Below are 19,553 nucleotides of genomic sequence, written 5' to 3' on the forward strand. Positions count from 1 at the left end.
GGTCCGTGCCCGCGTCCACGGTCGACGACTACCTGAAGACGATCTACCACTACACCGAGTGGCAGAGCGATCCCGTCACCCCGTCGGTGCTGGCCGGCGAACTCGGACTCGCGCCCTCGTCGGTGACCGAGATGGTCAAGAAGCTCGCGGCGCAGGGCCTCGTGTCGCACCGACCGTACGGCCCGATCTCGCTGACGGATGCCGGGACCCGCCGCGCGACCGCGGTCATCCGCCGGCATCGCCTCATCGAGACGTGGCTCGTCCGCGAGTTCGACTACGCGTGGGACGAGGTGCACGACGAGGCCGAGGTGCTCGAGCACACGATCAGCGATCGCCTCCTCGCGGGGATCGACGCGCGCCTCGATCACCCCCGGTTCGACCCGCACGGCGACGCGATCCCCGGCCCCGACGGATCCGTCGAGCGGGAGCCGTTCGTCCTCCTCGCCGAGGCGACGATCGGCCACACCGGTCGGGTGCTGCGGGTCTCGGACCGCGACCCCGCGCTCCTCCGCACGCTCGAGGAGCGCGGTCTCGACGTCGGCCACACCGTCACCGCGACGGGCCGCGACGCCGTCCAGGTCGATGGCGGCCCGACGATCGATCTGCCGCCCGCTGCCGCGCAGGCGGTCTGGCTCACCGCCTGAGGGTCAGGCCGCGCTCTTGCCGGGTCGGCGAAGCGCTGCCCGCACCCAGAACTCCAGCCGCGAGTGCTCGGGGTCGAGGGCGACCCGCAACCAGCTGAGCCCCATCGACCGTTCGCCCATGTGCGAGCGCTCCGCGTCGGGCTCGGCGAGCAGGGCAGCATCCTCGTCGTCCCGGACCCGGACGAGCAGGGACTCGCTCTTGAAGACGGCGACCGCCATCGAGTCGTCGACCATGAGCGCGATGGCGCCGAACATCGAGATCTCCCGGACCGCCCGGTCGCCGATGATCGTCCGCGCCTCGTCGAGGATCTCGCGCACCTCAGGCGCCACCGTCACCCGATCCGCCATGTCGCCTCCCGCGTCCTGGGTTCATCCCTAGTGGCTCCGATGCCTCGGGGCAAGGGGCCGCCTCGCGTCACGGCGAACCATCCGCACGACCGACCCCCGGCATCCCGTCACACCCGCCCCACCAGGTCACTCCCACCCCACCGATCGTGCATCCGTCAGACGCAGACGACCACGGCGGCGCTGGAGGGGTCGCACATCCGTCGCCGCGCCGCAGCCGCCAGCGCAGCGGCCCGTCCCGTCTCACGGCCCACCATCCGCACGACCGACTCGTGGCATCCCGCCACATCCGCCCCACCGGATCACTCCCGCCCCACCGATCGTGCATCCGTCACACGCAGGCGACCACAACAGCACGTCAGCGCACGCAGCCGCCACCGCGCGTCAGCGCAAGCGCAGCCGCCGGCCCTTGAGGTACGGCCATTCCGCGCGGGTCGCGTGCTCGGCGTAGTGCCACATGCGGGCGCCGACATCGGGGTCGATCGTGATGCGCGGCGCCTTCGCGAGGGCCGGGAGGCCCGTGTACATGCGGGACGGACCCCAGTACTGCCCGCCCTCGGCCTCCGGGTCGGTGAGGGCGCGCACCGGAGCCCACGCCCCGCTCTCTTTGGACTGCGAGACAACGGCCTGCAACCCGCCGATCAGGCGCTTGCGGCGCGTGGGTGCGCTGACTCCCGCGATGCGCCGGGTGCGGCCGCCGAGCGAGTATCCGGGGTGCGCGACGAGGCTGGCCACGGGGACGGATGCCGCCCGCAGCCGCCGGTCGGCTTCGAAACCGATCGCCGACGTCGCGACCTTGGACTGCACGTACGCCCGCCACGGGGTGTAGTCGTCGACGAGTTCGGGGTCGATCGGATCCCACGGGAAGAGCTTCGTCGCGACCGAACCGAGCCACACCATCCGGCCGCGCGCTGCGGCGAGGGCGGGCAGGAGGGCACCTGCGAGCGCGTAGTGCCCGAGCGCGTTCGTGGCGATCACGAGCTCGTTCCCGTCGCGGGTGACCTCCCGCGTCTTCGGCGGGTGGACGATGCCGGCGTTGAACAGCGCACCGTGCAGCCCGACGCGTCCGCGGACCGTCGCCGCGGCGGCGCGCACCGAGCCGAGGTTGCTCGTGTCGAGCGCGAGAGTCTCGAGGTCGGCATCCGGCACCTGGGCGAGGATCGCGGCCCGCGCGCGGGACAGTTTCGACGGGTTCCGCGCCGTCATGATGACGTGCGCGCCGGCACCGGCGAGCTGCAGGCAGGAAAAGAATCCGAGTCCGGTGTTCGACCCGGTGACGAGGTATCGACGGCCGCTCAGATCGGGCAGATCGTCGGGGTCCCAGTCATCTCGCGCCACACCCTCGACCCTACGCTCGGGCGCCACCTCGCGGCATCCCCCTCGTGGGAGAGTTGAGGCATGAACGGACTCGAGCAGAACCTGCTGTTCGCCGTCGTCGGGCTCTCGCTGGTCACGTCGCTGGTGCTCGTCGTCGTGCGGATGGTGCGCGGACGCGGCCACGACGATGACGACCGCAAGCCGTGGGACGACCTCGAGCCGAAGTAGGGATTACTGGGGCTTCAGGCCCAGGTCGTCGAGGTCGATCGCGGCCAGCCACGTGAGGCCTTCGGCTTCGACGGCGGCCTGCGCGCCGGTCTTGCGGTCGACGATGACGGCGACGGCGACGGGCTCGGCACCCGCGCGGCGGAGCGCCTCGACGGCCTTCAGCGCGGACTGACCGGTGGTCGAGGTGTCTTCGACGACGATGACGCGCTTGCCGACGACATCCGCTCCTTCGACCTGACGGCCGCGGCCGTGGTCCTTGGGCTCCTTGCGGACGACGAACGCGTCGAGCGGAGCATCGGTGCGCGCCGACTCGTGCATGACGGCGTTGGCGATGGGGTCGGCGCCGAGCGTGAGACCGCCGACCGCGACGATGCCGTCGACGTCGCGGATGAGGTCGAGCATGATCCGGCCGATGGCGGGAGCCGCGCGGTGGTCGAGCGTGAGCTTGCGCATGTCGACGTAGTACGTCGCCTTCTTGCCGCTCGACAGGGTGAAGTCGCCGTGGAACACGGCCTCCTCCTGGATAAGCGAGATGAGGCTCTGGCGGTCGGCTTCGAGTGCGGGCGTAGAGGCGACGGTCACGGGGACGAGTCTACGACCGGCGGCGTCGGACGCCCGATCTAGGCTGGGAACCATGCGGCTTGCCACCTGGAACGTCAACTCCATCCGCGCGCGCATCGTGCGCACCGTCGAATTCGCCGTGCGCGAGGGCATCGACGTGCTGGCGATGCAGGAGATCAAGTGCAAGCCCGAGCAGTTCCCCTACGAGGCGTTCGAAGAGGCCGGGTACCACGTCGAGGCGCACGGCCTGAATCAGTGGAACGGCGTCGCCATCGCGAGCCGCCAGCCGATCACCGACGTCGAGTACGCCTTCCCCGATATGCCCGGGTTCCTGAAGGGGCACGAGGGTCCGGATGCCCCGCAGGAGGCACGTGCCCTCGGAGCGACGATCGACGGGGTCAAGGTCTGGAGCCTCTACGTCCCCAACGGACGCGGACTGGACGACCCCCACTTCACGTACAAGCTGCACTGGCTCGAGGCTCTCCGCGCCTATACGCAGTCGACCCTCGCGGCTCGCCCTGACCTGCCGCTCGCCCTCGTGGGCGACTTCAACATCGCCCCGACGGATGCCGACAACGGCGACCCGACGATCGTCCAAGGCGTGTCGACCCACGTCTCCCCCGAGGAGCGCGCCTCGTTCCAGGCGCTCCTCGACGCCGGCCTCGTCGACACGGTCCGCCCGCTGGTGCCGACCGGCTACACGTACTGGGACTACAAGCAACTGCGCTTCCCCCGCAATGAGGGCCTGCGGATCGACTTCATCCTCGGCTCCCCGGCCTTCGCCGACGCCGTCGTCGCGGCATCCATCCACCGCGACGAGCGCAAGGGTGAGATTCCGAGCGACCATGTTCCCGTCGTCGTCGACCTGGATCTCGACGGCGAGGACGACGACGACCGTCCGATGATCTTCTGACGCGAGCCGCACGCCGCGGGACGATAGCGGCGGCACCCGGCAAACCCAATACCCGTCCCTTTTGAAGGCTGGCATCCAAGCTCGCGCCACCGGATGGGTCCACTTTGCCAACCGCTAGTGCAACACCACCCTCGGCCGCTGGGCTCAACAGGACACCCCCGGCAGCCCGCTCGACCCCAACCACGCCAACCGATACGCGCATGCCGGCGCCGATCCCGTGAACAACATCGACCCCACAGACCGAGCTATTTCAGCGTGGCGCCACATCGGCGATCACTGGGCTCCCACCCTTTGCCACCCACGTCGCTCGATTCGCCCTAGCCCTTTCACAGCAGGCTCCTCGATACCAAGCGCGGCGAGGGTGATCAGTACGAAATCCGCCATTGGCGACGCGACGTTTGCGGCCGTTGGGGTCTACTACCTCGCGTCTGATGGGAACTGTTGATGCCTCAGTTTCGAACGCCGGAGAAGCGGTCAGCCGCGGCGTGCACAGAGAGCAGTCACCGCGACGGGCCTGATCGTCGATCTCGCCAGTTCATCCGCAGGATTCATCCTGATCGCGAATGACTGGGCCTGGGGTGGGCAATCGCGGTCTCGGCGCCAATCGCAGCAGCGGCAGGTGCCTTCCTGTTGCCGATGGAGCGTAGACGCGATCAGTAGGCCCGGTCGGCGACTACGTGGTCTATGCAGGGCGGGTCATCTGCGACTGGCTTCAGCGAGAGAATTTCGCGCGGCCGCCTAGGTTTTCATCTTTCGCCATAAAGAGGGATCGCTACGGTTCCAGCAACCGCGGACAGTGTTGCCGCGGGGCCGAGGACGAAAGATTGGGGCCAGGATGCGTGAGTCGAAACTTATGATAGCGACACGAAGCGAGTAGCCGTCGGTGGTGCCGTCCTTGCCTTGATCAGGGCAACATGACCCGATCACACGTGCAAGCTGTCATCACGGCAATCACGGGCATCAGCGCAGTAGTTGCCGCTCAGGAGGACGTGATCCGTCTACCCCTGAGACCTGCGCAGGTGCGCCCCTCGACGTTGATGCTTGGCCACAACTCACTCACACCGATAGGGTCAACGGGACGGCTCACGGCCGCCACTTCAAACAAACCGGGGGGAACGAATTGAAGACGTATAAATACGATGCAGGACGAGGTCGTTTGGGCCGGCGGATCGCCGGCCTTATCGCTGTCGGCGCTGCTGCGGTCTCAATGCTGGGATTTGCTGGCACTGCCGCGGCGCTCGCGAACACCACGCCGGCCGAGGAAAAGGCGACAGCGTTCCTTGAAGAGAACATGGCTCGATTTGAAGTCCCTCAGGAACTTCGCGCCAGCCTCCTTGCCAAGGCGCTGAGCGGAGCAACCCTGGACGCACAGCTGCCGGGTGCGGTTCCGACTTCCACTGACGACGTCACCAACGAACTGGGCACGTTCCCAGTGAAGCGTTACCCCGATGGTTCCTTCGACAGCCTCGGGGTCAGCACGGAGGTGACTGATGCGGACGGCGGAACCTCGCTGCGCGCGATCAAGAACTGCAAAATGTCAGGCGGAGCCGGTGGAAGTGCTTATAGGGGGTGCCAGGTCTATCACTGGACCGCGTGGCATAACATGCACTTCGATGCCAACTACTCTCGCGCGTCCAATGCAGGCTCGATCACGTACATCGGTGGCCGGGGCTGGGATTCGGGTAACAGCTGCACCACCGAAGAGTTCAAGATCAGTAAGAAAGTCGGCAACAACGGCAACCCGGCGAAGGCCGACTGGCTAATGGCTTGCACTGACATCTCCGGGGCTTCCTCGTCCAAGTATCTCGGGCTCCGAGTGAGTGGCACCTCCGCACACAGCGTCCAGGACTACTGAGTGCCTCACGGTGTCCTGGACTAGCAACCTGGGAAGGGACACCGTGGTTCCACCCACGTGCAGACGGCAATCGCACTTCCGCTTCGCACAACGACAACTGGTGGCCGATCTTCGAAGCGGCGCCGATGGTCGGGTTTTAGATCCGCATTGCCGCCGTCCGGTCGATTCGCCACTGGAGTATCCGCGGCGGCGTAAAGCCGCCGGGGGCCGGAGCCGGGAATCGCGGGAGAGATACGCAACTGCTTGGGTCCAGTGCGGTCGCTGCATACAGCCGGAAGCGCCAGACCTCGGGCAGATCACGCCAAGTCCGCCGAGCGTGACGCGCCGGTCAGCAGCGTCTGGTATGCGCCATGGAATAGCACGGTAGACGCGGCCAGCTAGCTAGCCGCCTAACTCCACGATCCAGATCGTGGAGTTAGGCGGTCTCGAGGTCGACGCGGGCGGGGTTTGCCTAACGGAGAAGACTTCGACGTGAGCGCCATCGTCTCGAATCTTCTGACGCGAGCCGCGCGCCGCGGGTTCCCCCGCACGACGGATGCCGGACCCCGCCGCCCCCTCTAGCGTGGGGAGCATGCCCGACTCGATGCTCCGCCGCGCCGCCACCGCGGACGAACGACGCCACGACGCCTGGTTGGCTGCCGGATTGCTGATCGCCGCCATGCTCAGCACGGCCCTGGGCAGCGTCTCGGGTGTCTACCGCGGCGCTCACCCGGACCTGGTCTGGGGGCTGCTGTACTCCGCCGCGATCTCGGCTCCGCTGGCCCTCCGTCGGCGCTACCCCATGTCGGTCCTGATCGTCGTCTCGACCGCCTTCTTCATCGGCGTCTCGATACGGATCCCCGAGCTCTACGTCGGCAACGTCTCGCTGTTCATCGGGATGTACACGGTCGGCTCGTGGGTGGCCGACCGGCGCCGCGCGGCGCTCGTGCGAGCCCTCCTCATCGTCGCGATGTTCGTGTGGCTGATGATCTCGATCTTCCAGTCGGCGGCATCCGACGACGGTCTCTCGCGTGAGGGCCCCTTCTCCCCCTTCGCGGCATTCGCGATGATCCAGTTCTTGGTGAACGTGGCGTTCTTCGGCGGGGCGTACCTCTTCGGCGAGCGCGCGTACACGAGCGCCATGGAGCGGGCCGCGCTCGAGGAGCGCACCCGCGAGCTCGAGCTCGAGCGCGAGCGCTCGGCTGCGCAGGCCGTTGCCCTCGACCGGGTGCGCATCGCCCGCGAGCTGCACGACGTGGTCGCGCACCACGTCTCGGCGATGGGGGTGCAGGCGGGTGCCGCACGCACGGTGCTGGAGCGCGATTCGGATGCCGCGCGCACCGCGCTGACCGGCGTCGAGACATCGGCACGGCAGGCGCTGAGCGAGCTGCGGCAATTGCTCGAGACGCTCCGCACCCCCGAGACCGACGCTCCCGGCGGATCGACGCTGCGGCTCGATGGGCTCGTCGAGCTGGTCGCGCACGCGAACGACAACGGCCTGCCGACAACGCTGTCCGTCGTGGGCGAGGCGACGCCGACGCCCGAGCTCGTGCAGGTGAACCTGTACCGCATCGCGCAGGAGGCACTCACGAACGCCCGCCGCCACGGCGGTCCCGGCGCGACGGCCGACGTGCGGCTGCGGTACGGGACGAGCGACGTCGAACTCGAGGTCGCGAACACCGGCCGCCCGCCCATCTCGGGCCGCGCAGGGCTCGGCCTCGTCGGCATGCGCGAGCGCGCGGCCGCCTCGGGCGGTTCGCTCGAGGCACGGGCTCGGCCTCGGGGCGGCTTTCTCGTGCGCGTGCACGTGCCGGTCTCCCCGGCGGTGCCGGCATGATCCGCGTCCTGCTGGTCGACGACCACGCGATCATGCGCGCCGGGTTCCGCATGATCCTCGAGGCGGCCGGTGACATCGAGGTCGTCGGCGAGGCCGGCGACGGCCGCGCCGCGGTCGCGTCGGCGCGTGAGCTCCAGCCCGACGTCATCTGCATGGACGTCCAGATGCCCGACATGGACGGTCTCGAGGCGACGCGTCGGATCGTGGCGGATGCGGGGGTCGCGGCATCCGTCGTCATCGTGACGACTTTCGACCGCGACGACTACCTGTTCCAGGCGCTGTCGGCGGGGGCGAGCGGATTCCTCCTGAAGAACGCCGGCCCGGAAGAGCTCACGAACGCCGTGCGCGTCGCCGCCTCGGGCGACGCCCTGCTCTCGCCGACGGTCACCCGCCGCGTGATCGCGCGGTTCGCCGCGACCGAGGCGGAGCCGGCGGCATCCCTCCCCCGTGCAGCGGATGCCGCGCCCGGCCTCCCGGTGGAGCTCACGGACCGCGAGGCCGAGGTGCTGCGGCTGCTCGCGCAGGCGATGAGCAACGGCGAGATCGCCCGGGAGCTCTACATCGGCGAGGCGACGGTGAAGACGCACGTGTCGAACGTGCTGCAGAAGCTCGGTGCCCGCGACCGCGTCGCCGCCGTCGTCTGGGCCCACCGCCACGGCCTCGCCTGAGCCACGCGCCGCGGGTACCCGGCGCCCCGCGTGCCGGGCGCCACGCCCGTCACCCCGCCCCGCCCGAGCACCCCGCGTGCGCCGGCGCCCCGCGTGCCGGGCGCCCCGCCCGGCACCCCGCGTGTGTCCCGGCGCCCCGCGTGTGCCCGTCGCCCCGCGTGTGCCCGTCGCCCCGCGTGCACCCCGGCCCCCGCGCCGACAAACGCAATCCGGGGCGAAAAACGCGTCCCCTCATGGTGTCTCGCCCCGGATGCCGTTTCTCGGCGCTCCCCCCGGGCGCAGGCCGCCCGCCCCAGCCGCGATCCCCGGCCCGAGCCCGCGCCTCCGTCGCCCCCCCGCGTGCACCCCGGCCCCTGCGCCGACAAACGCGATCCGGGACAAGACACGCGTCCCCGCATGGTGTTTCGCACCGGATGCCGTTTCTCAACGCTCACACCCGGCGCTCACACCCGGCGCTCACACTCGGCGCGCACCCCGGCGCTCCCACCGGCCGCACGGCGCACGCCCCCACGCGCGAACCCTCCCGCAGACGCGAAACGGCCCCGCCCGAGTCGGGGCGGGGCCGTCGTCGCGACGCGGGTCAGACGCCCGCGGGGACCTTCGCGTAGCGGTCGACGAGGTCGTTGAACGCCTCGAGGTAGCCGGTCAGGAAGCCGGCGGTCGCGTCGTTCGTGACCTCGCCGTCCTCGGCGAACAGGCCGGGCGTGGTCTGCACGAAGCCCTCGGGCTGGCCGAGCGTCGGCGCGTTGAAGTGGCTGAGGATCGCCTTGAGGTGCTGCTGGGCGACGGCGGTCGCCACACCGCTGCCCGACGTGCCGATGACGGCCGTGGGCTTGTTGTGGAACGCGTTCTGGCCGTACGGGCGGGCAGCCCAGTCGAGCGCGTTCTTGAGGACGCCCGGGATCGAGCGGCTGTACTCGGGGGTCACGATGATGACGCCATCGACGTCCGCGATCGCCTGCTTGAAGTCGACGGCCACCTGCGGGAAGTTCCCGTCGTGGTCGACCGAGTAGAACGGCAGGTCCTTGATCGGGATCTCGACCAGCGTGGTGCCCTCGGGGGCGAGGCGCTCGAGCGCCTTGGCGAGGGTCCGGTTGATCGACGTCGACGAGATGCTGCCGACGATGTAGCCGATGGTGCGATTCGTCATGGGTCCTCCAAAGAGAGTGGATAGGGATGCCGGTGGGCACCGCAGAACCCAACGACACCCCCCGCATCCCTATTCCCATGAATGCACCGGGAACGCCCCTCCCCCTCGCGGCGGGGATGGGTTTCACCCGCCGGGGGGAGGCCCCCGGCATCCCGTCTCCCTAGCGTGGAACACGTGCCGCCGCCGGTGGCGCACAGACCACAGGAGGAACGGATGCTGCAGCTACGCGGGATCACCAAGAGCTACGGCTCGCGGCGGGTGCTCGACGACGTCGCGTTCGACGTCGCGCCCGGCCGCCTGACGGGCTTCGTCGGCGGAAACGGCGCCGGCAAGACGACGACGATGCGGATCATGCTGGGCGTCCTCGGCCGCGACGCGGGCGAAGTCACCCTGAACGGCGCCCCCGTCACCGCCGCCGACCGTCGGCGCTTCGGCTACATGCCCGAAGAGCGCGGCCTCTACCCGAAGATGAAGGTGCTCGAGCACATCGTCTATCTCGCGCGCCTGCACGGCTTCTCGAAGACGGATGCCACGACCCGCGCGACGGCGCTCCTCGAAGAGCTGGGGCTCGGCGAACGTCTGGAGGACAACGTCGAGACGCTGTCGCTCGGCAACCAGCAGCGCGCGCAGATCGCGGCCGCCCTCGTGCACGACCCCGAGGTGCTGATCCTCGACGAGCCGTTCTCGGGTCTCGACCCGCTCGCGGTCGACGTCGTGGCGAACGTCCTCCAGGGCCGCGCCGCGCAGGGGACGTCGGTGCTCTTCTCGTCGCACCAGCTCGACGTCGTCGAGCGCCTGTGCGATGACCTCGTCATCATCGCCGCCGGCACGATCCGCGCCGCCGGCACCCGCGACGGCCTGCGCGCCGAGCACGCGACCCGTCGCTTCGAACTCGTCTCCGGGGCGGATGCCGGCTGGCTCCGCGACGAACCGGGCGTCGAGGTCGTCGACTTCGACGGCGGCTACGCCCTCTTCGAGGCCGACTCCGACGAGACCGTGCAGCGCGTCCTGCAGCGCGCGGTCGCCGCGGGCGACGTGACCACGTTCGCCCCGCGCCGCCCCTCCCTCGCCCAGATCTTCACGGAGGTCATCCAGTGAACACGTCCGTCTCCCCCTCGTTCGGCCAGAGCGTCTGGCTCGTCACGGAGCGCGAGCTCGGCTCGAAGCTGCGCTCGAAGTCGTTCATCATCTCGACCATCGTCATGTTCGTGATCGTGCTCGGCGCGGTCCTCTGGGCGGGCTTCACCGCGCAGAGCGACAGTCGCACGCCCATCGCGGTCACGTCCGGAACCGAGTCCGCCATCACCACCCCCGATGCGTTCGACGTGACGGATGCCGCAACCGCCGACGAGGCGAGGAAGCTCGTCCGCGACGGCGACGTCGACGCGGCGATCATCCCCGGCGGCGACGAGCCGCTCGGCTACACGGTCGTGTTCGACCAGTCGGTCTCGAACACCCTGCTGCAGCAGCTGAGCATCGCACCGAAGGTCGAGATCCTCGACAAGTCGGCGACCGACGGGTTCCTCCGTTACATCATCGCGATCGCCTTCGGCGGCGCCTTCTTCGCGGCCGCGCTGACCTTCGGCACGACGATCGCGACGAGCGTCGTCGAAGAGAAGCAGACCCGCGTGGTCGAGCTGCTGATCTCGGCGATCCCCACGCGCGCGCTGTTGGCGGGCAAGGTGCTCGGCAACACGATCCTCGCGATGGGGCAGATCGTCGGCATCGCCGCGGTCGCCCTCATCGGGTTGACGGTGACGGGGCAGGACTTCCTCATCGCCGGTCTCGGCGGGCCGATCGCCTGGTTCGCGGTGTTCTTCCTCTTCGGGTTCGTGCTGCTCGCGGCGCTCTTCGCTGCCGCGGGAGCACTCGTCTCGCGCCAGGAGGACATCGGCCCCACGATCACGCCGCTCACCTACATCGTGATGGCGCCGTACTTCCTCGTCATCTTCTTCAACGACAACCCCGTCGTGCTGACGATCATGTCGTACGTCCCGTTCTCGGCTCCGGTCGGGATGCCGGTGCGCATCTTCGTCGGCGAGGCGCAGTGGTGGGAGCCGCTGCTGGCGCTGGCCGTCATGCTCGCCGCCTGCGTCGGGGCGATCCTGGTCGGCGCGAAGATCTACGAGAACTCGATCCTCCGGATGGGGGCCCGCGTCAAGCTGCGCGAGGCATTGTCGCGCTGAGCCGCGGCATCCCGAACCGGAACCGCCCCGCCCGCATCTGCGACGGGGCGGTTCCGTCGTTCCCGGGGCATCACCGGTCAGGGCTTGTCGGGTGTGTCCTTCGGGCCCTTCTCGGCGTCGCGCTCGGCACGCTTGGCGTCTTGCTCGGCCTGCTTCTCGGCCTCTTTCGCCGCCTTCTCCGCATCCTTCTCCGCATCCTTCGCCGCTTTGTCGTCCGGGGCGTCGTCGGTGGTGACGGTGCTCGGGGTCGGTGCGGGCTCGATCGACGGGGCCGGCGTCGGGTCGGTCACGGTGTCCTGCACCGGCTCCGTCGAGCGCGGCTCGGTCTGGGCGGGGTCGGACGACGTCGGCTCCGGGGATCCCGCGAGGGACGCCGTCCAGATGCTCGCCGCGGCGACCAGCGCGACGGCGCCGACGGCGAGCGCGACCACGACCGGACGACGCGATCGCCGCTTCTCCGGGACGTCGGTCGCGGCAGCCGGGTCGAGCGCGACGGTCGCAGCGGTGGGGTAGCGGCGAGTGGCGGGCTCCGCGGGCACGGCAGCGGCGACGGGGATGCCTGCGGCCACCGCCGCACGGACGGGCGGCAGCGGCGGGGCGCCGTCGACGGGCGCGGTCCGCAGCCGCTCGGCCGCCTCGACGACCTCGAGCGCGGTCGGCCGATCGTCCGGGCCGGTGGCGGTCATCCGCGTGAGGAGCGCACCCCAGCCCGGTCCGAGTTCGTCGGGGATCGTCGGGGGCGTCGTCAAGCGAGCGAGGGCGGCGCCGATGCCGTCGGTGTTCGGATACGCGCGTTCGCCGGTGAGGGCTTCGAGCAGGACGAGGCCGAGGGCGTAGACATCGGATGCGGGGGCGGGATCGCGGCCCTGCACCTGCTCGGGGGCGAGGTAGGCGGCGGTGCCGATCACGGTGCCGGGGGTCGTCACGCGAGCGCTGTCGAGCAGGAGCGCGATGCCGAAGTCGGCGAGCTTCGCGCGCGGCCGCCCGCCCGGCAGGTGCGGCGATGCGAGCAGCACGTTCGAGGGCTTGACGTCGCGGTGGACGACGCCCGACCCGTGCACGACGTGGAGCGCCTCGCCCAGTTCGGCGGCGAGCGCGGCGACCTCCGCCGGCGGCAGGGGTCCCTCGGCGATGCGCGCGCTCAGCGTGGGACCGTCGACGAACTCCATCACGAGGTAGTCGGGCGAGCCGGTGAGGTGGGCGTCGAAGAGGGTGACGAGCGACGGGTGGTTGAGCGAGGCGAGCAGCGTGACCTCGCTCCGCGCACGCTCGGGTGCGCTCATGGCGCCTTCGACCTCGGGGCGGAGCACCTTGACGGCGACCGTCCGGCCGAGGGCGGTGTCGTCGGCGCGGAAGACGCGCGCCATCCCGCCCTGTCCGACCTGGGCGACGAGGCGGTAACGGTCCGCCAGCACGTCGCCGACGAGCGGTTCGGGTGCATCCGTCATGGCGTCGTCCTCCTCTGTCGCCGATGACGTTACCCGTCGGCGTCAGCGCTCCGCACGGTCTTGACGAACGGGTCAGGTGCGATGGGCGGCGCGGCCGACGTGACCGGCCAGCGCATCGGCCGCCCCCACGAGCGCGAGGTGGCTGAGGGCCTGCGGGGTGTTGCCGATGTGGCGACCGGTCGCCGGGTCGTACTCCTCCGACAGCAGCCCCACGTCGTTCGCGACGGCGCACAGGCGGTCCATGAGGCGGGTCGCGTCGTCGATGCGGCCCGTCGCCGCGTACTGCTCGACGAGCCAGAACGAGCAGGCGAGGAAGGGATGCTCGTCGCCGGGCAACCCGTCGGTTCCCGCCGCGGTGCGGTAGCGCATGACGAACCCGTCCCGCAGCAGGTCGCGTTCGATGCGCTCGACCATCGCGAGCATCCGCGGGTCGTCGGCGGCGCAGAAGCCGACGACGGGCAGGAGCAGCAGCGAGGCGTCGACCTCGTCGGTGGTGTCGTGCTGCGTGAAGTGGCCACCCGCGGCATCCACCCCTGTCGCATCGATCTCGGCGCGCACCTGCTCGCGGAGCCGCTCCCACGTGTCGGCGTCGCCGGGCAGGCCGTGCTCGCGCACCGCGCGGACGCCGCGGTCGAGCGCGGCCCACACCATGGCGCGGGAGTGCGTGAAGTGGTGCAGGTCGCCCCGCATCTCCCAGATGCCGTGGTCGGGGCGGTCGACCCACGCGACGACCTGCGCCAGCAGCGCGCGCTGCAGCGACCACGACGAGGGGGTCTCGGTCACCCCGGCGAGGCGGGCGGCCTCGAGGGCGACGAGGACCTCGCCGATGACGTCGCCCTGGTACTGGTCGACGGCGCCGTTGCCGATGCGGACGGGCGCGGATCCCTCGTAGCCCGGCAGGCTCGTCAGCTCGCGTTCGGGGAGGTCCCGTTCGCCGCCGAGGCCGTACATGATCTGCACGTCGGCCGGGTCGCCGGCGATCGCACGCAGCAGCCAGTCGCGCCAGCGCTCCGGTGCCCGGGTGTAGCCGTGGGCGAGGTAGGCCTCGAGGGTGAGGGCGGCATCGCGCAACCAGACGAACCGGTAGTCCCAGTTGCGCGAGCCACCGGGGTCCTCGGGGAGCGAGGTCGTCGCGGCGGCGACGATCCCGCCGGTCTCGGTGTGGGTGAGGGCGCGGAGCACGAGCATCGAGCGAACCACGTGGGCTCCCCAGGGTCCGCCGTCCTCGACACCCGCTGCGAAGTCGCCCCACCACCTGCGGGTGTGCGCGATCGCGGCGTCGACGTCGATCCCGACGGGATGCCGGTGGTACGACCGGTCCCACGTGAGCACCGAGTCGACGGTCTCGCCCGCCGCCACCGTGAACACGGCGCGGTGCATCGTGCCGTCCGGGTGCAGTCGGGGGCCGCGCACGGCGACGGCGTCGGGACCGGCGATCGCGAGCAACACCGGCGCGTCCGCATGTCCGATCTGCCGCACCCAGGGGAGGGCCCGGGCATAGTCGAAACGCAGGCGCAGCTCGCTCGCGAAGGCGACGGTGCCCTCAATGCCGACGACGCGTCGGACCACGGCATCCGTGTCGTCGTGCATCGGCATGAACTCGATCACCTCGGCGCTGCCCGTCGGCGTCTGCCAGCGCGTGACGAGCACGAAGGTGTCGCCGTCGTAACGGCGAGTGGACGTGGCGGCGGAATCGGCGGGGCGGAGGCTCCACCGACCGTGTTCGTCGTCGCCGAGGAGTGCGCCGAAGATCGACGCGTCGTCGTAGCGGGGAAGGCACAGCCAGTCGAGGCTCCCGGCATCCGACACGAGGGCTCCCGTCCGGCAGTTGCTGAGCAGGGCATAGGACTCGATCGGGGCAGGCATCGTCGTCATTGTCGTTCGCGAAGAGCGGCGGGGCAAGAGACGAGGCACGACCGGCGTGGTCATCGGGAGCGGGGCTAGGGTGACGCCCATGACGGCCGACACGACCCTGCTCATCCTCGGCGCCTCGGGGGATCTCACCTCGCGGCTGCTGCTCCCCGCGCTCGGGCAGCTGCTCGCACGCGAGCCCGAACGCCGCGTGCGGTTGGCGGGGGCGGGTGTCGAGGAGTGGAGCGATGACGCCTGGCGCGAGACCGTGCAGAAGGCATTCGCCACGACCGACTCGGAGTCCGCCTTCGACCCCCTGTCGGGCACGACCTACACGCAGGCCGACATCACCGACCCCGATCAACTGCAGAAGCTGTTGGATGCCGCCGAGGGCCGGCCCGCGCTCTACTTCGCCGTCCCTCCCGCCGTCGCCGCGAAGGCGTGCGACGCGCTCCGCTCGGTTACGATCCCCGAGGGGACGATCCTCGCGCTCGAGAAGCCGTTCGGATCGGATGCCGCATCCGCGGAGCACCTCAACGCGACGCTCGCCGAGCTGGTTCCCGAGTCGCAGGTGTTCCGCGTCGACCACTTCCTCGGCCGCTCCACCGTCCTGAACCTGCTCGGGGCGCGCTTCGCGAACCGGCTCATCGAGCCGGCCTGGTCGGCCGATCACATCGCCTCGATGCTCGTGCAGTTCGACGAGCCGCTGGGACTCGAAGGCCGCGCGGGCTACTACGACAAGGCCGGCGCGCTCACCGACATGATCCAGAGTCACCTGCTGCAGGTCATGGCGTTCGCCACGATGGAGCCCCCGGCATCCCTCGATCAGCGCGACCTCCGCGACGCGACGGGCGCCGCGCTCCGAGCCACCGCCGTGTGGGGCGACGACCCGGTCGCCTCGTCGCGCCGGGCGCGGTACACGGCCGGCACCGTCGAGGGGCGGGACTTCCCGTCGTACGTCGACGAGCCGGGGGTCGATCCGAGCCGCGAGACCGAGACGCTTGCCGAGATGACGGTCGAGGTGCGCAACGCGCGGTGGCAGGGCGTTCCCATCACGCTCCGCTCGGGCAAGGCCCTCGGGAACGCCGAGGCGAAGGTCGAGGTGCGGTTCCACCCCGTCCGGCACCTCCCCCGCGGGTTCACGGGCGACCCGGGTCCGACCGTGCTGCGCTTCTCGCTCGGGCCCGACTCGATCGCGCTCGATCTGAACGTCAACGGCGAGGCCGACCCGCTCGAACTCGAGAAGGTGACGCTCGAGGCGGAACTCGGTGCGGGAGCGCTGAAGGCCTACGCCGAGGTGCTGTCGGGCATCCTCGACGGCGACGCGATGCTGTCGGTCCGCGGCGACGCCGCCGTCGACTGCTGGCACATCGTCCAGCCCGTCATCGACGCGTGGCGCGACGGTCGCGTGCCGCTCGACGAGTACGTCGCCGGAACCTCGGGACCCGAGAGCTGGCCAACTTCCTGAGAGCACGGTGACGCCGACCCCTCTCGCACGGTGGTGGAATAGACGGATGCCGAACCGCACCGCATCCACCGACGCCCCCATCCTCGATGTCTTGACCGAGCGCTGGAGCACCCGCGTGTTCGACGGGTCCGCGCCGATCGACGAGCAGGCGTTGCGGTCCGCGCTCGAGGCCGCGCGCTGGTCGCCGTCCGCGTCGAACACGCAGCCGTGGCGGTTCATCGTCGCGCGGCGGGGCACGGCATCCCACGCCGCGGTGGTCGAGAGCCTGCTGGGCTTCAACCGGGCATGGGCCGCGGATGCTGCGGCCCTCGTCGTCTTCGTCGCGACGACCGAGCTGGACGGCAAGGAGCTCCGCTGGGCGACCTACGACGTCGGTCAGGCCGCCGCGCACTTCACGGTGCAGGCCCACGCGAGCGGACTGAACACGCACCAGATGGGCGGGTTCCGCGCCGCCGACATCGCGTCGGCGTTCGACCTCGCCGACGACCAGCGGGCCGTCACCGTGATGGCCGTGGGCACACTCGGCGACCTCGACACCGTCTCCGACGACCTGCGCGCTCGCGAAGAGGCTCCCCGCGAGCGGCGTTCCGTGGCGGAGTCGATCCTCGTCGACGACTGACCCGACGCGGCGGCCGCCTCACCCGCCGTCCCGTGGTGTTTAGTGGACCCGATGGACGACGACGACGCCGCCGAGCTCGCCCGCCTGCGCGAACGCGCGTACGGGCGCACTGCTGACATCGCAGAGGATGCCGCGGCTCTGCAGCGCCTGCGCGAGCTCGAAGCGCAGGCTGCACACGCGGCGAGCGATGCGTCGACCATCGACGTCGCGGCTGAGGCAGCGACGAGCCCCGAGCCGGAGCCGGCTCCTCCCCCCGACGACGCCGACGACGAACGGCCGTACGGCGCGCCGCGACGGTGGCCGAGATGGGCGGCGGGCGCTGCCCTCACCGGCAGTGCCGCGGCTCTCGTCGCGGGGACGGTCGCGATCACCCTTGCGATCCCGCGCGATGAGCCGCGCTACGCGGAAGCGGTTCAGGTGACGACGCTGACGTCCCTCGTCCCGTGGCCGCCGGAGAACGACTCGGACAGCCGGCGATACGCCGATTTCCGCGGGTTCTCGGTCTTCGCCAACACGGTCGGCACGCCCGCCGATCCGAACCCCGTGCGGTGCCTCAGTATCGTCAGCCCCGAGGAAGCGGCCGAACCGACGATCGGCGAGACGCTGTCGGCGTGCGGCGCAGGCCCCTTCCCCGTGTCGGTGACGGCCGTCATCAGCACCCTCAGCCCTCCGGCCGCCCAGGAGGCGTACGACCTGGGGACGGCCGTCAACTTCACACTCGGTGAGGCGGGCGTCGAGGTGTGGGTCGCCCGGCGGTGACCGCGAGAACGTCCGGAATGCAGTACGTTGCCGGTACGAGACCGGTGCGGTCGGAGGGGGACGAGGCGACGGTGCCACTGTTCGAAATGGAAGCCACCCCGGCCGGCCGATTCCGCGTCTTCCTGCGCGCGCAGCTCCCCTTCGTGCTCGGCACCCTCGCCATCGCCATCGTCACGCTCATCGCCCGCCCCGACCGCCTGCTGACGCCCACCACCGTGACGGCGTTCGCGATCACCGTCGCCGCCTCCGTCGCGGCGCTCCTCGTGCCGTGGGAGCGACTGACGCGCGCTGCGATGATCGTGATCGCGGCCGCCGACATCGTCGCGGTGGCTCTGCTCCGCGCAGAGCTGATGCCCTTCGTGCCCGCGGTCACGGTCCTGGCACTGTTCCCCGTCCTCTGGCTCGCCTACGGGTTCCCCTGGTACGGGATGGTGGTCGCCGTCGTCGGGTCGGTGTTCATCATCGGATACCGGTTCGTGTACATCGGGGCGTGGCCGGCGACCGCCGCCGAATGGGCGAACATCTTCGCGTTCCCCGCGTTGATCGTCGGGATCGCCGTCATCGTGTTCATCGCTGCCCGCCACCTCCGGCGCAACGGCCTCCGGCTCGCGGAGGCGTCCCGCGCACAGGCGGAGGCGCTCCGCGAGGCGAAGGATGCCGAGGCGATCGCCGTCGGCATCCTGAACACCGTCAACGCCGGCGTCGCGTTCTACGACAACGAGGGGCGTCTCGACGTCGCGAACACGCTCGCGCACCGCATGGTCGAGGCGGTCGGATTCCGCCTCGATGAGCCGCCCTACGCGGGCGACAACGTGCTGGCTGCAGACCGGCAGAGCCGGATCCCGTACGACCAGCAGATCATTCCGCGCGCGCTCCGCGGCGAGATCATCGACAACCACGTCGAATGGCTCGGTCCTCCCGACGCTCAGGTGGCGATCCTCGCCTCTTCGGGGCAGGTCCACAGCGACGACGGACGCCTTCTCGGCACCGTCGTCGTCGCCTACGACGTCACCGAGCTCGCCGACGCGGTCGAAGTCCGGGAGCAGTTCCTCCGCACCGTCTCGCACGAGCTGCGGACCCCGATCACGAGCATCACCGGCTTCCTCGACCTCCTCGCCGATGCGGCCGACCCCGACGACGAGAAACTGCAGCGCTACATCGAGATCGTGTCGCGCAAGACGGACGACCTCTTCCACCGCGTCGGCGATCTGCTGCACGCGACGGAGACCGTCAAAGACCTCACGATCGCCCCCCTCGACATCGGCGAGATCGTGCGGAGCGCGGTCGACCGCGTGCGGGGTGCCGCATCGGCCCGTGGGATGCGCATCGAGATCGTCGGGCCGGGCGCGGTCGCGGCAGAGGCGGACGCCCACCAGCTGTTCATCGCTGTGACCGAACTGCTGACGAACGCGATCAAGTTCGGAGAGCCCGACAGCATGATCACCGCGGCGTACCGGACGGACGGCGAGTCCGTGGAGATCGCCGTCTCGAATCCGGGAGTGGGCCTCAGCCACGCGGAACAACGGCGGGTGTTCGATCGCTTCTACCGCACGGCAGACGCCCGGGCACGGCAGATCCAGGGTTTCGGCCTCGGCCTCACCAACCTCCGGACGATCGCGCTGGCGCATTCCGGCGCCGTTCGGGTCGACAGTGCCCCCGGCGCAGGGGCGCAGTTCACGATGAGCCTGCCGCTCCACCCGCCCACATAGACCCGCCACGGTCAAC

The 19,553-nt window shown here is 70.4% G+C and carries 18 protein-coding genes; 12 read left to right on the forward strand and 6 right to left on the reverse strand.

Annotated features, from left to right (window positions below; translation table 11 throughout):
* Positions 1–5: 5 nt before the first annotated feature.
* Positions 6–644, forward strand: coding sequence for a metal-dependent transcriptional regulator (locus tag ABQ271_RS13745; protein WP_060915908.1), 639 nt, complete (start codon positions 6–8; stop codon positions 642–644).
* A gap of 3 nt (positions 645–647) precedes the next feature.
* Here ABQ271_RS13745 and ABQ271_RS13750 read toward each other — a convergent pair whose 3' ends face one another.
* Together ABQ271_RS13750 and ABQ271_RS13755 are read right to left on the reverse strand one after the other, a co-directional pair.
* Positions 648–992, reverse strand: coding sequence for a TfoX/Sxy family protein (locus ABQ271_RS13750; RefSeq protein WP_349309294.1), 345 nt, complete (start codon positions 990–992; stop codon positions 648–650).
* Between the two features lie 381 nt (positions 993–1,373).
* On the reverse strand, positions 1,374–2,327 hold the full coding sequence (locus tag ABQ271_RS13755; RefSeq protein WP_349309295.1) for an SDR family NAD(P)-dependent oxidoreductase: 954 nt from the start codon (positions 2,325–2,327) through the stop codon (positions 1,374–1,376).
* Positions 2,328–2,387: 60 nt separating this feature from the next.
* Between ABQ271_RS13755 and ABQ271_RS13760 the strand changes: the two genes are divergently transcribed.
* A complete protein-coding gene (locus ABQ271_RS13760) occupies positions 2,388–2,534 on the forward strand; it encodes a hypothetical protein (protein WP_349309296.1) in 147 nt (48 codons plus the stop codon).
* Between the two features lie 3 nt (positions 2,535–2,537).
* On the opposite strand, the gene pyrE is transcribed toward ABQ271_RS13760, so the two are convergent.
* Positions 2,538–3,116, reverse strand: coding sequence for an orotate phosphoribosyltransferase (gene pyrE / locus ABQ271_RS13765; RefSeq protein WP_349309297.1), 579 nt, complete (start codon positions 3,114–3,116; stop codon positions 2,538–2,540).
* A gap of 52 nt (positions 3,117–3,168) precedes the next feature.
* On the opposite strand from pyrE, the gene ABQ271_RS13770 reads away from it, so the two are divergent.
* The 4 genes from ABQ271_RS13770 (at position 3,169) to ABQ271_RS13785 (ending at position 8,347) form a co-directional block, all read left to right on the forward strand.
* Positions 3,169–4,008, forward strand: a complete 840-nt coding sequence (locus tag ABQ271_RS13770) for an exodeoxyribonuclease III (RefSeq protein ID WP_349309298.1) — start codon at positions 3,169–3,171, stop codon at positions 4,006–4,008.
* Positions 4,009–5,164: 1,156 nt separating this feature from the next.
* Positions 5,165–5,863, forward strand: a complete 699-nt coding sequence (locus ABQ271_RS13775; RefSeq protein WP_349309299.1) for a hypothetical protein — start codon at positions 5,165–5,167, stop codon at positions 5,861–5,863.
* A 571-nt stretch (positions 5,864–6,434) separates the two neighbouring features.
* Positions 6,435–7,679 (forward strand): sensor histidine kinase, encoded by a 1,245-nt coding sequence (locus ABQ271_RS13780; protein WP_349309300.1) that lies wholly within the window; start codon positions 6,435–6,437, stop codon positions 7,677–7,679.
* Positions 7,676–8,347, forward strand: coding sequence for a response regulator transcription factor (locus ABQ271_RS13785; protein WP_349309301.1), 672 nt, complete (start codon positions 7,676–7,678; stop codon positions 8,345–8,347). The genes ABQ271_RS13780 and ABQ271_RS13785 overlap by 4 nt, the downstream gene beginning before the upstream one ends.
* A gap of 580 nt (positions 8,348–8,927) precedes the next feature.
* Here ABQ271_RS13785 and ABQ271_RS13790 read toward each other — a convergent pair.
* Positions 8,928–9,497: an NADPH-dependent FMN reductase gene (locus ABQ271_RS13790; RefSeq protein ID WP_349309302.1), complete on the reverse strand. Its 570-nt coding sequence runs from the start codon at positions 9,495–9,497 to the stop codon at positions 8,928–8,930.
* 213 nt (positions 9,498–9,710) lie between these two features.
* Here ABQ271_RS13790 and ABQ271_RS13795 point away from each other — a divergent pair, with 213 nt between their 5' ends.
* Together ABQ271_RS13795 and ABQ271_RS13800 are read left to right on the forward strand one after the other, a co-directional pair.
* Positions 9,711–10,595, forward strand: a complete 885-nt coding sequence (locus ABQ271_RS13795; RefSeq protein WP_349309303.1) for an ATP-binding cassette domain-containing protein — start codon at positions 9,711–9,713, stop codon at positions 10,593–10,595.
* Entirely contained in the window at positions 10,592–11,683 is a 1,092-nt protein-coding gene (locus ABQ271_RS13800; protein ID WP_349309304.1) for an ABC transporter permease, read from the forward strand. The genes ABQ271_RS13795 and ABQ271_RS13800 overlap by 4 nt, the downstream gene beginning before the upstream one ends.
* A 77-nt stretch (positions 11,684–11,760) precedes the next feature.
* On the opposite strand, the gene ABQ271_RS13805 is transcribed toward ABQ271_RS13800, so the two are convergent.
* Both ABQ271_RS13805 and ABQ271_RS13810 read right to left on the reverse strand, forming a co-directional pair.
* Positions 11,761–13,131 (reverse strand): protein kinase domain-containing protein, encoded by a 1,371-nt coding sequence (locus ABQ271_RS13805; RefSeq protein WP_349309305.1) that lies wholly within the window; start codon positions 13,129–13,131, stop codon positions 11,761–11,763.
* 72 nt (positions 13,132–13,203) lie between these two features.
* Positions 13,204–15,006, reverse strand: coding sequence for a glycoside hydrolase family 15 protein (locus tag ABQ271_RS13810; RefSeq protein ID WP_349309306.1), 1,803 nt, complete (start codon positions 15,004–15,006; stop codon positions 13,204–13,206).
* A 79-nt stretch (positions 15,007–15,085) separates the two neighbouring features.
* Between ABQ271_RS13810 and ABQ271_RS13815 the strand changes: the two genes are divergently transcribed.
* The 4 genes from ABQ271_RS13815 to ABQ271_RS13830 all read left to right on the forward strand — a co-directional run bounded on the left by ABQ271_RS13815 (position 15,086) and on the right by ABQ271_RS13830 (position 19,537).
* Complete coding sequence (locus ABQ271_RS13815; RefSeq protein ID WP_349309307.1) at positions 15,086–16,450, forward strand: glucose-6-phosphate dehydrogenase; 1,365 nt, start codon at positions 15,086–15,088, stop codon at positions 16,448–16,450.
* 46 nt (positions 16,451–16,496) lie between these two features.
* A complete protein-coding gene (locus tag ABQ271_RS13820) occupies positions 16,497–17,069 on the forward strand; it encodes a nitroreductase family protein (protein ID WP_349309308.1) in 573 nt (190 codons plus the stop codon).
* Between the two features lie 51 nt (positions 17,070–17,120).
* Complete coding sequence (locus ABQ271_RS13825; protein ID WP_349309309.1) at positions 17,121–17,828, forward strand: hypothetical protein; 708 nt, start codon at positions 17,121–17,123, stop codon at positions 17,826–17,828.
* A 71-nt stretch (positions 17,829–17,899) separates the two neighbouring features.
* The gene (locus ABQ271_RS13830) at positions 17,900–19,537 is read left to right on the forward strand and encodes an ATP-binding protein (protein WP_349309310.1); all 1,638 of its coding nucleotides are present in this window, start codon (positions 17,900–17,902) and stop codon (positions 19,535–19,537) included.
* Positions 19,538–19,553: the final 16 nt, after the last annotated feature.

The organism is Microbacterium sp. MM2322, from assembly GCF_964186585.1.
GTDB lineage: Bacteria > Actinomycetota > Actinomycetes > Actinomycetales > Microbacteriaceae > Microbacterium.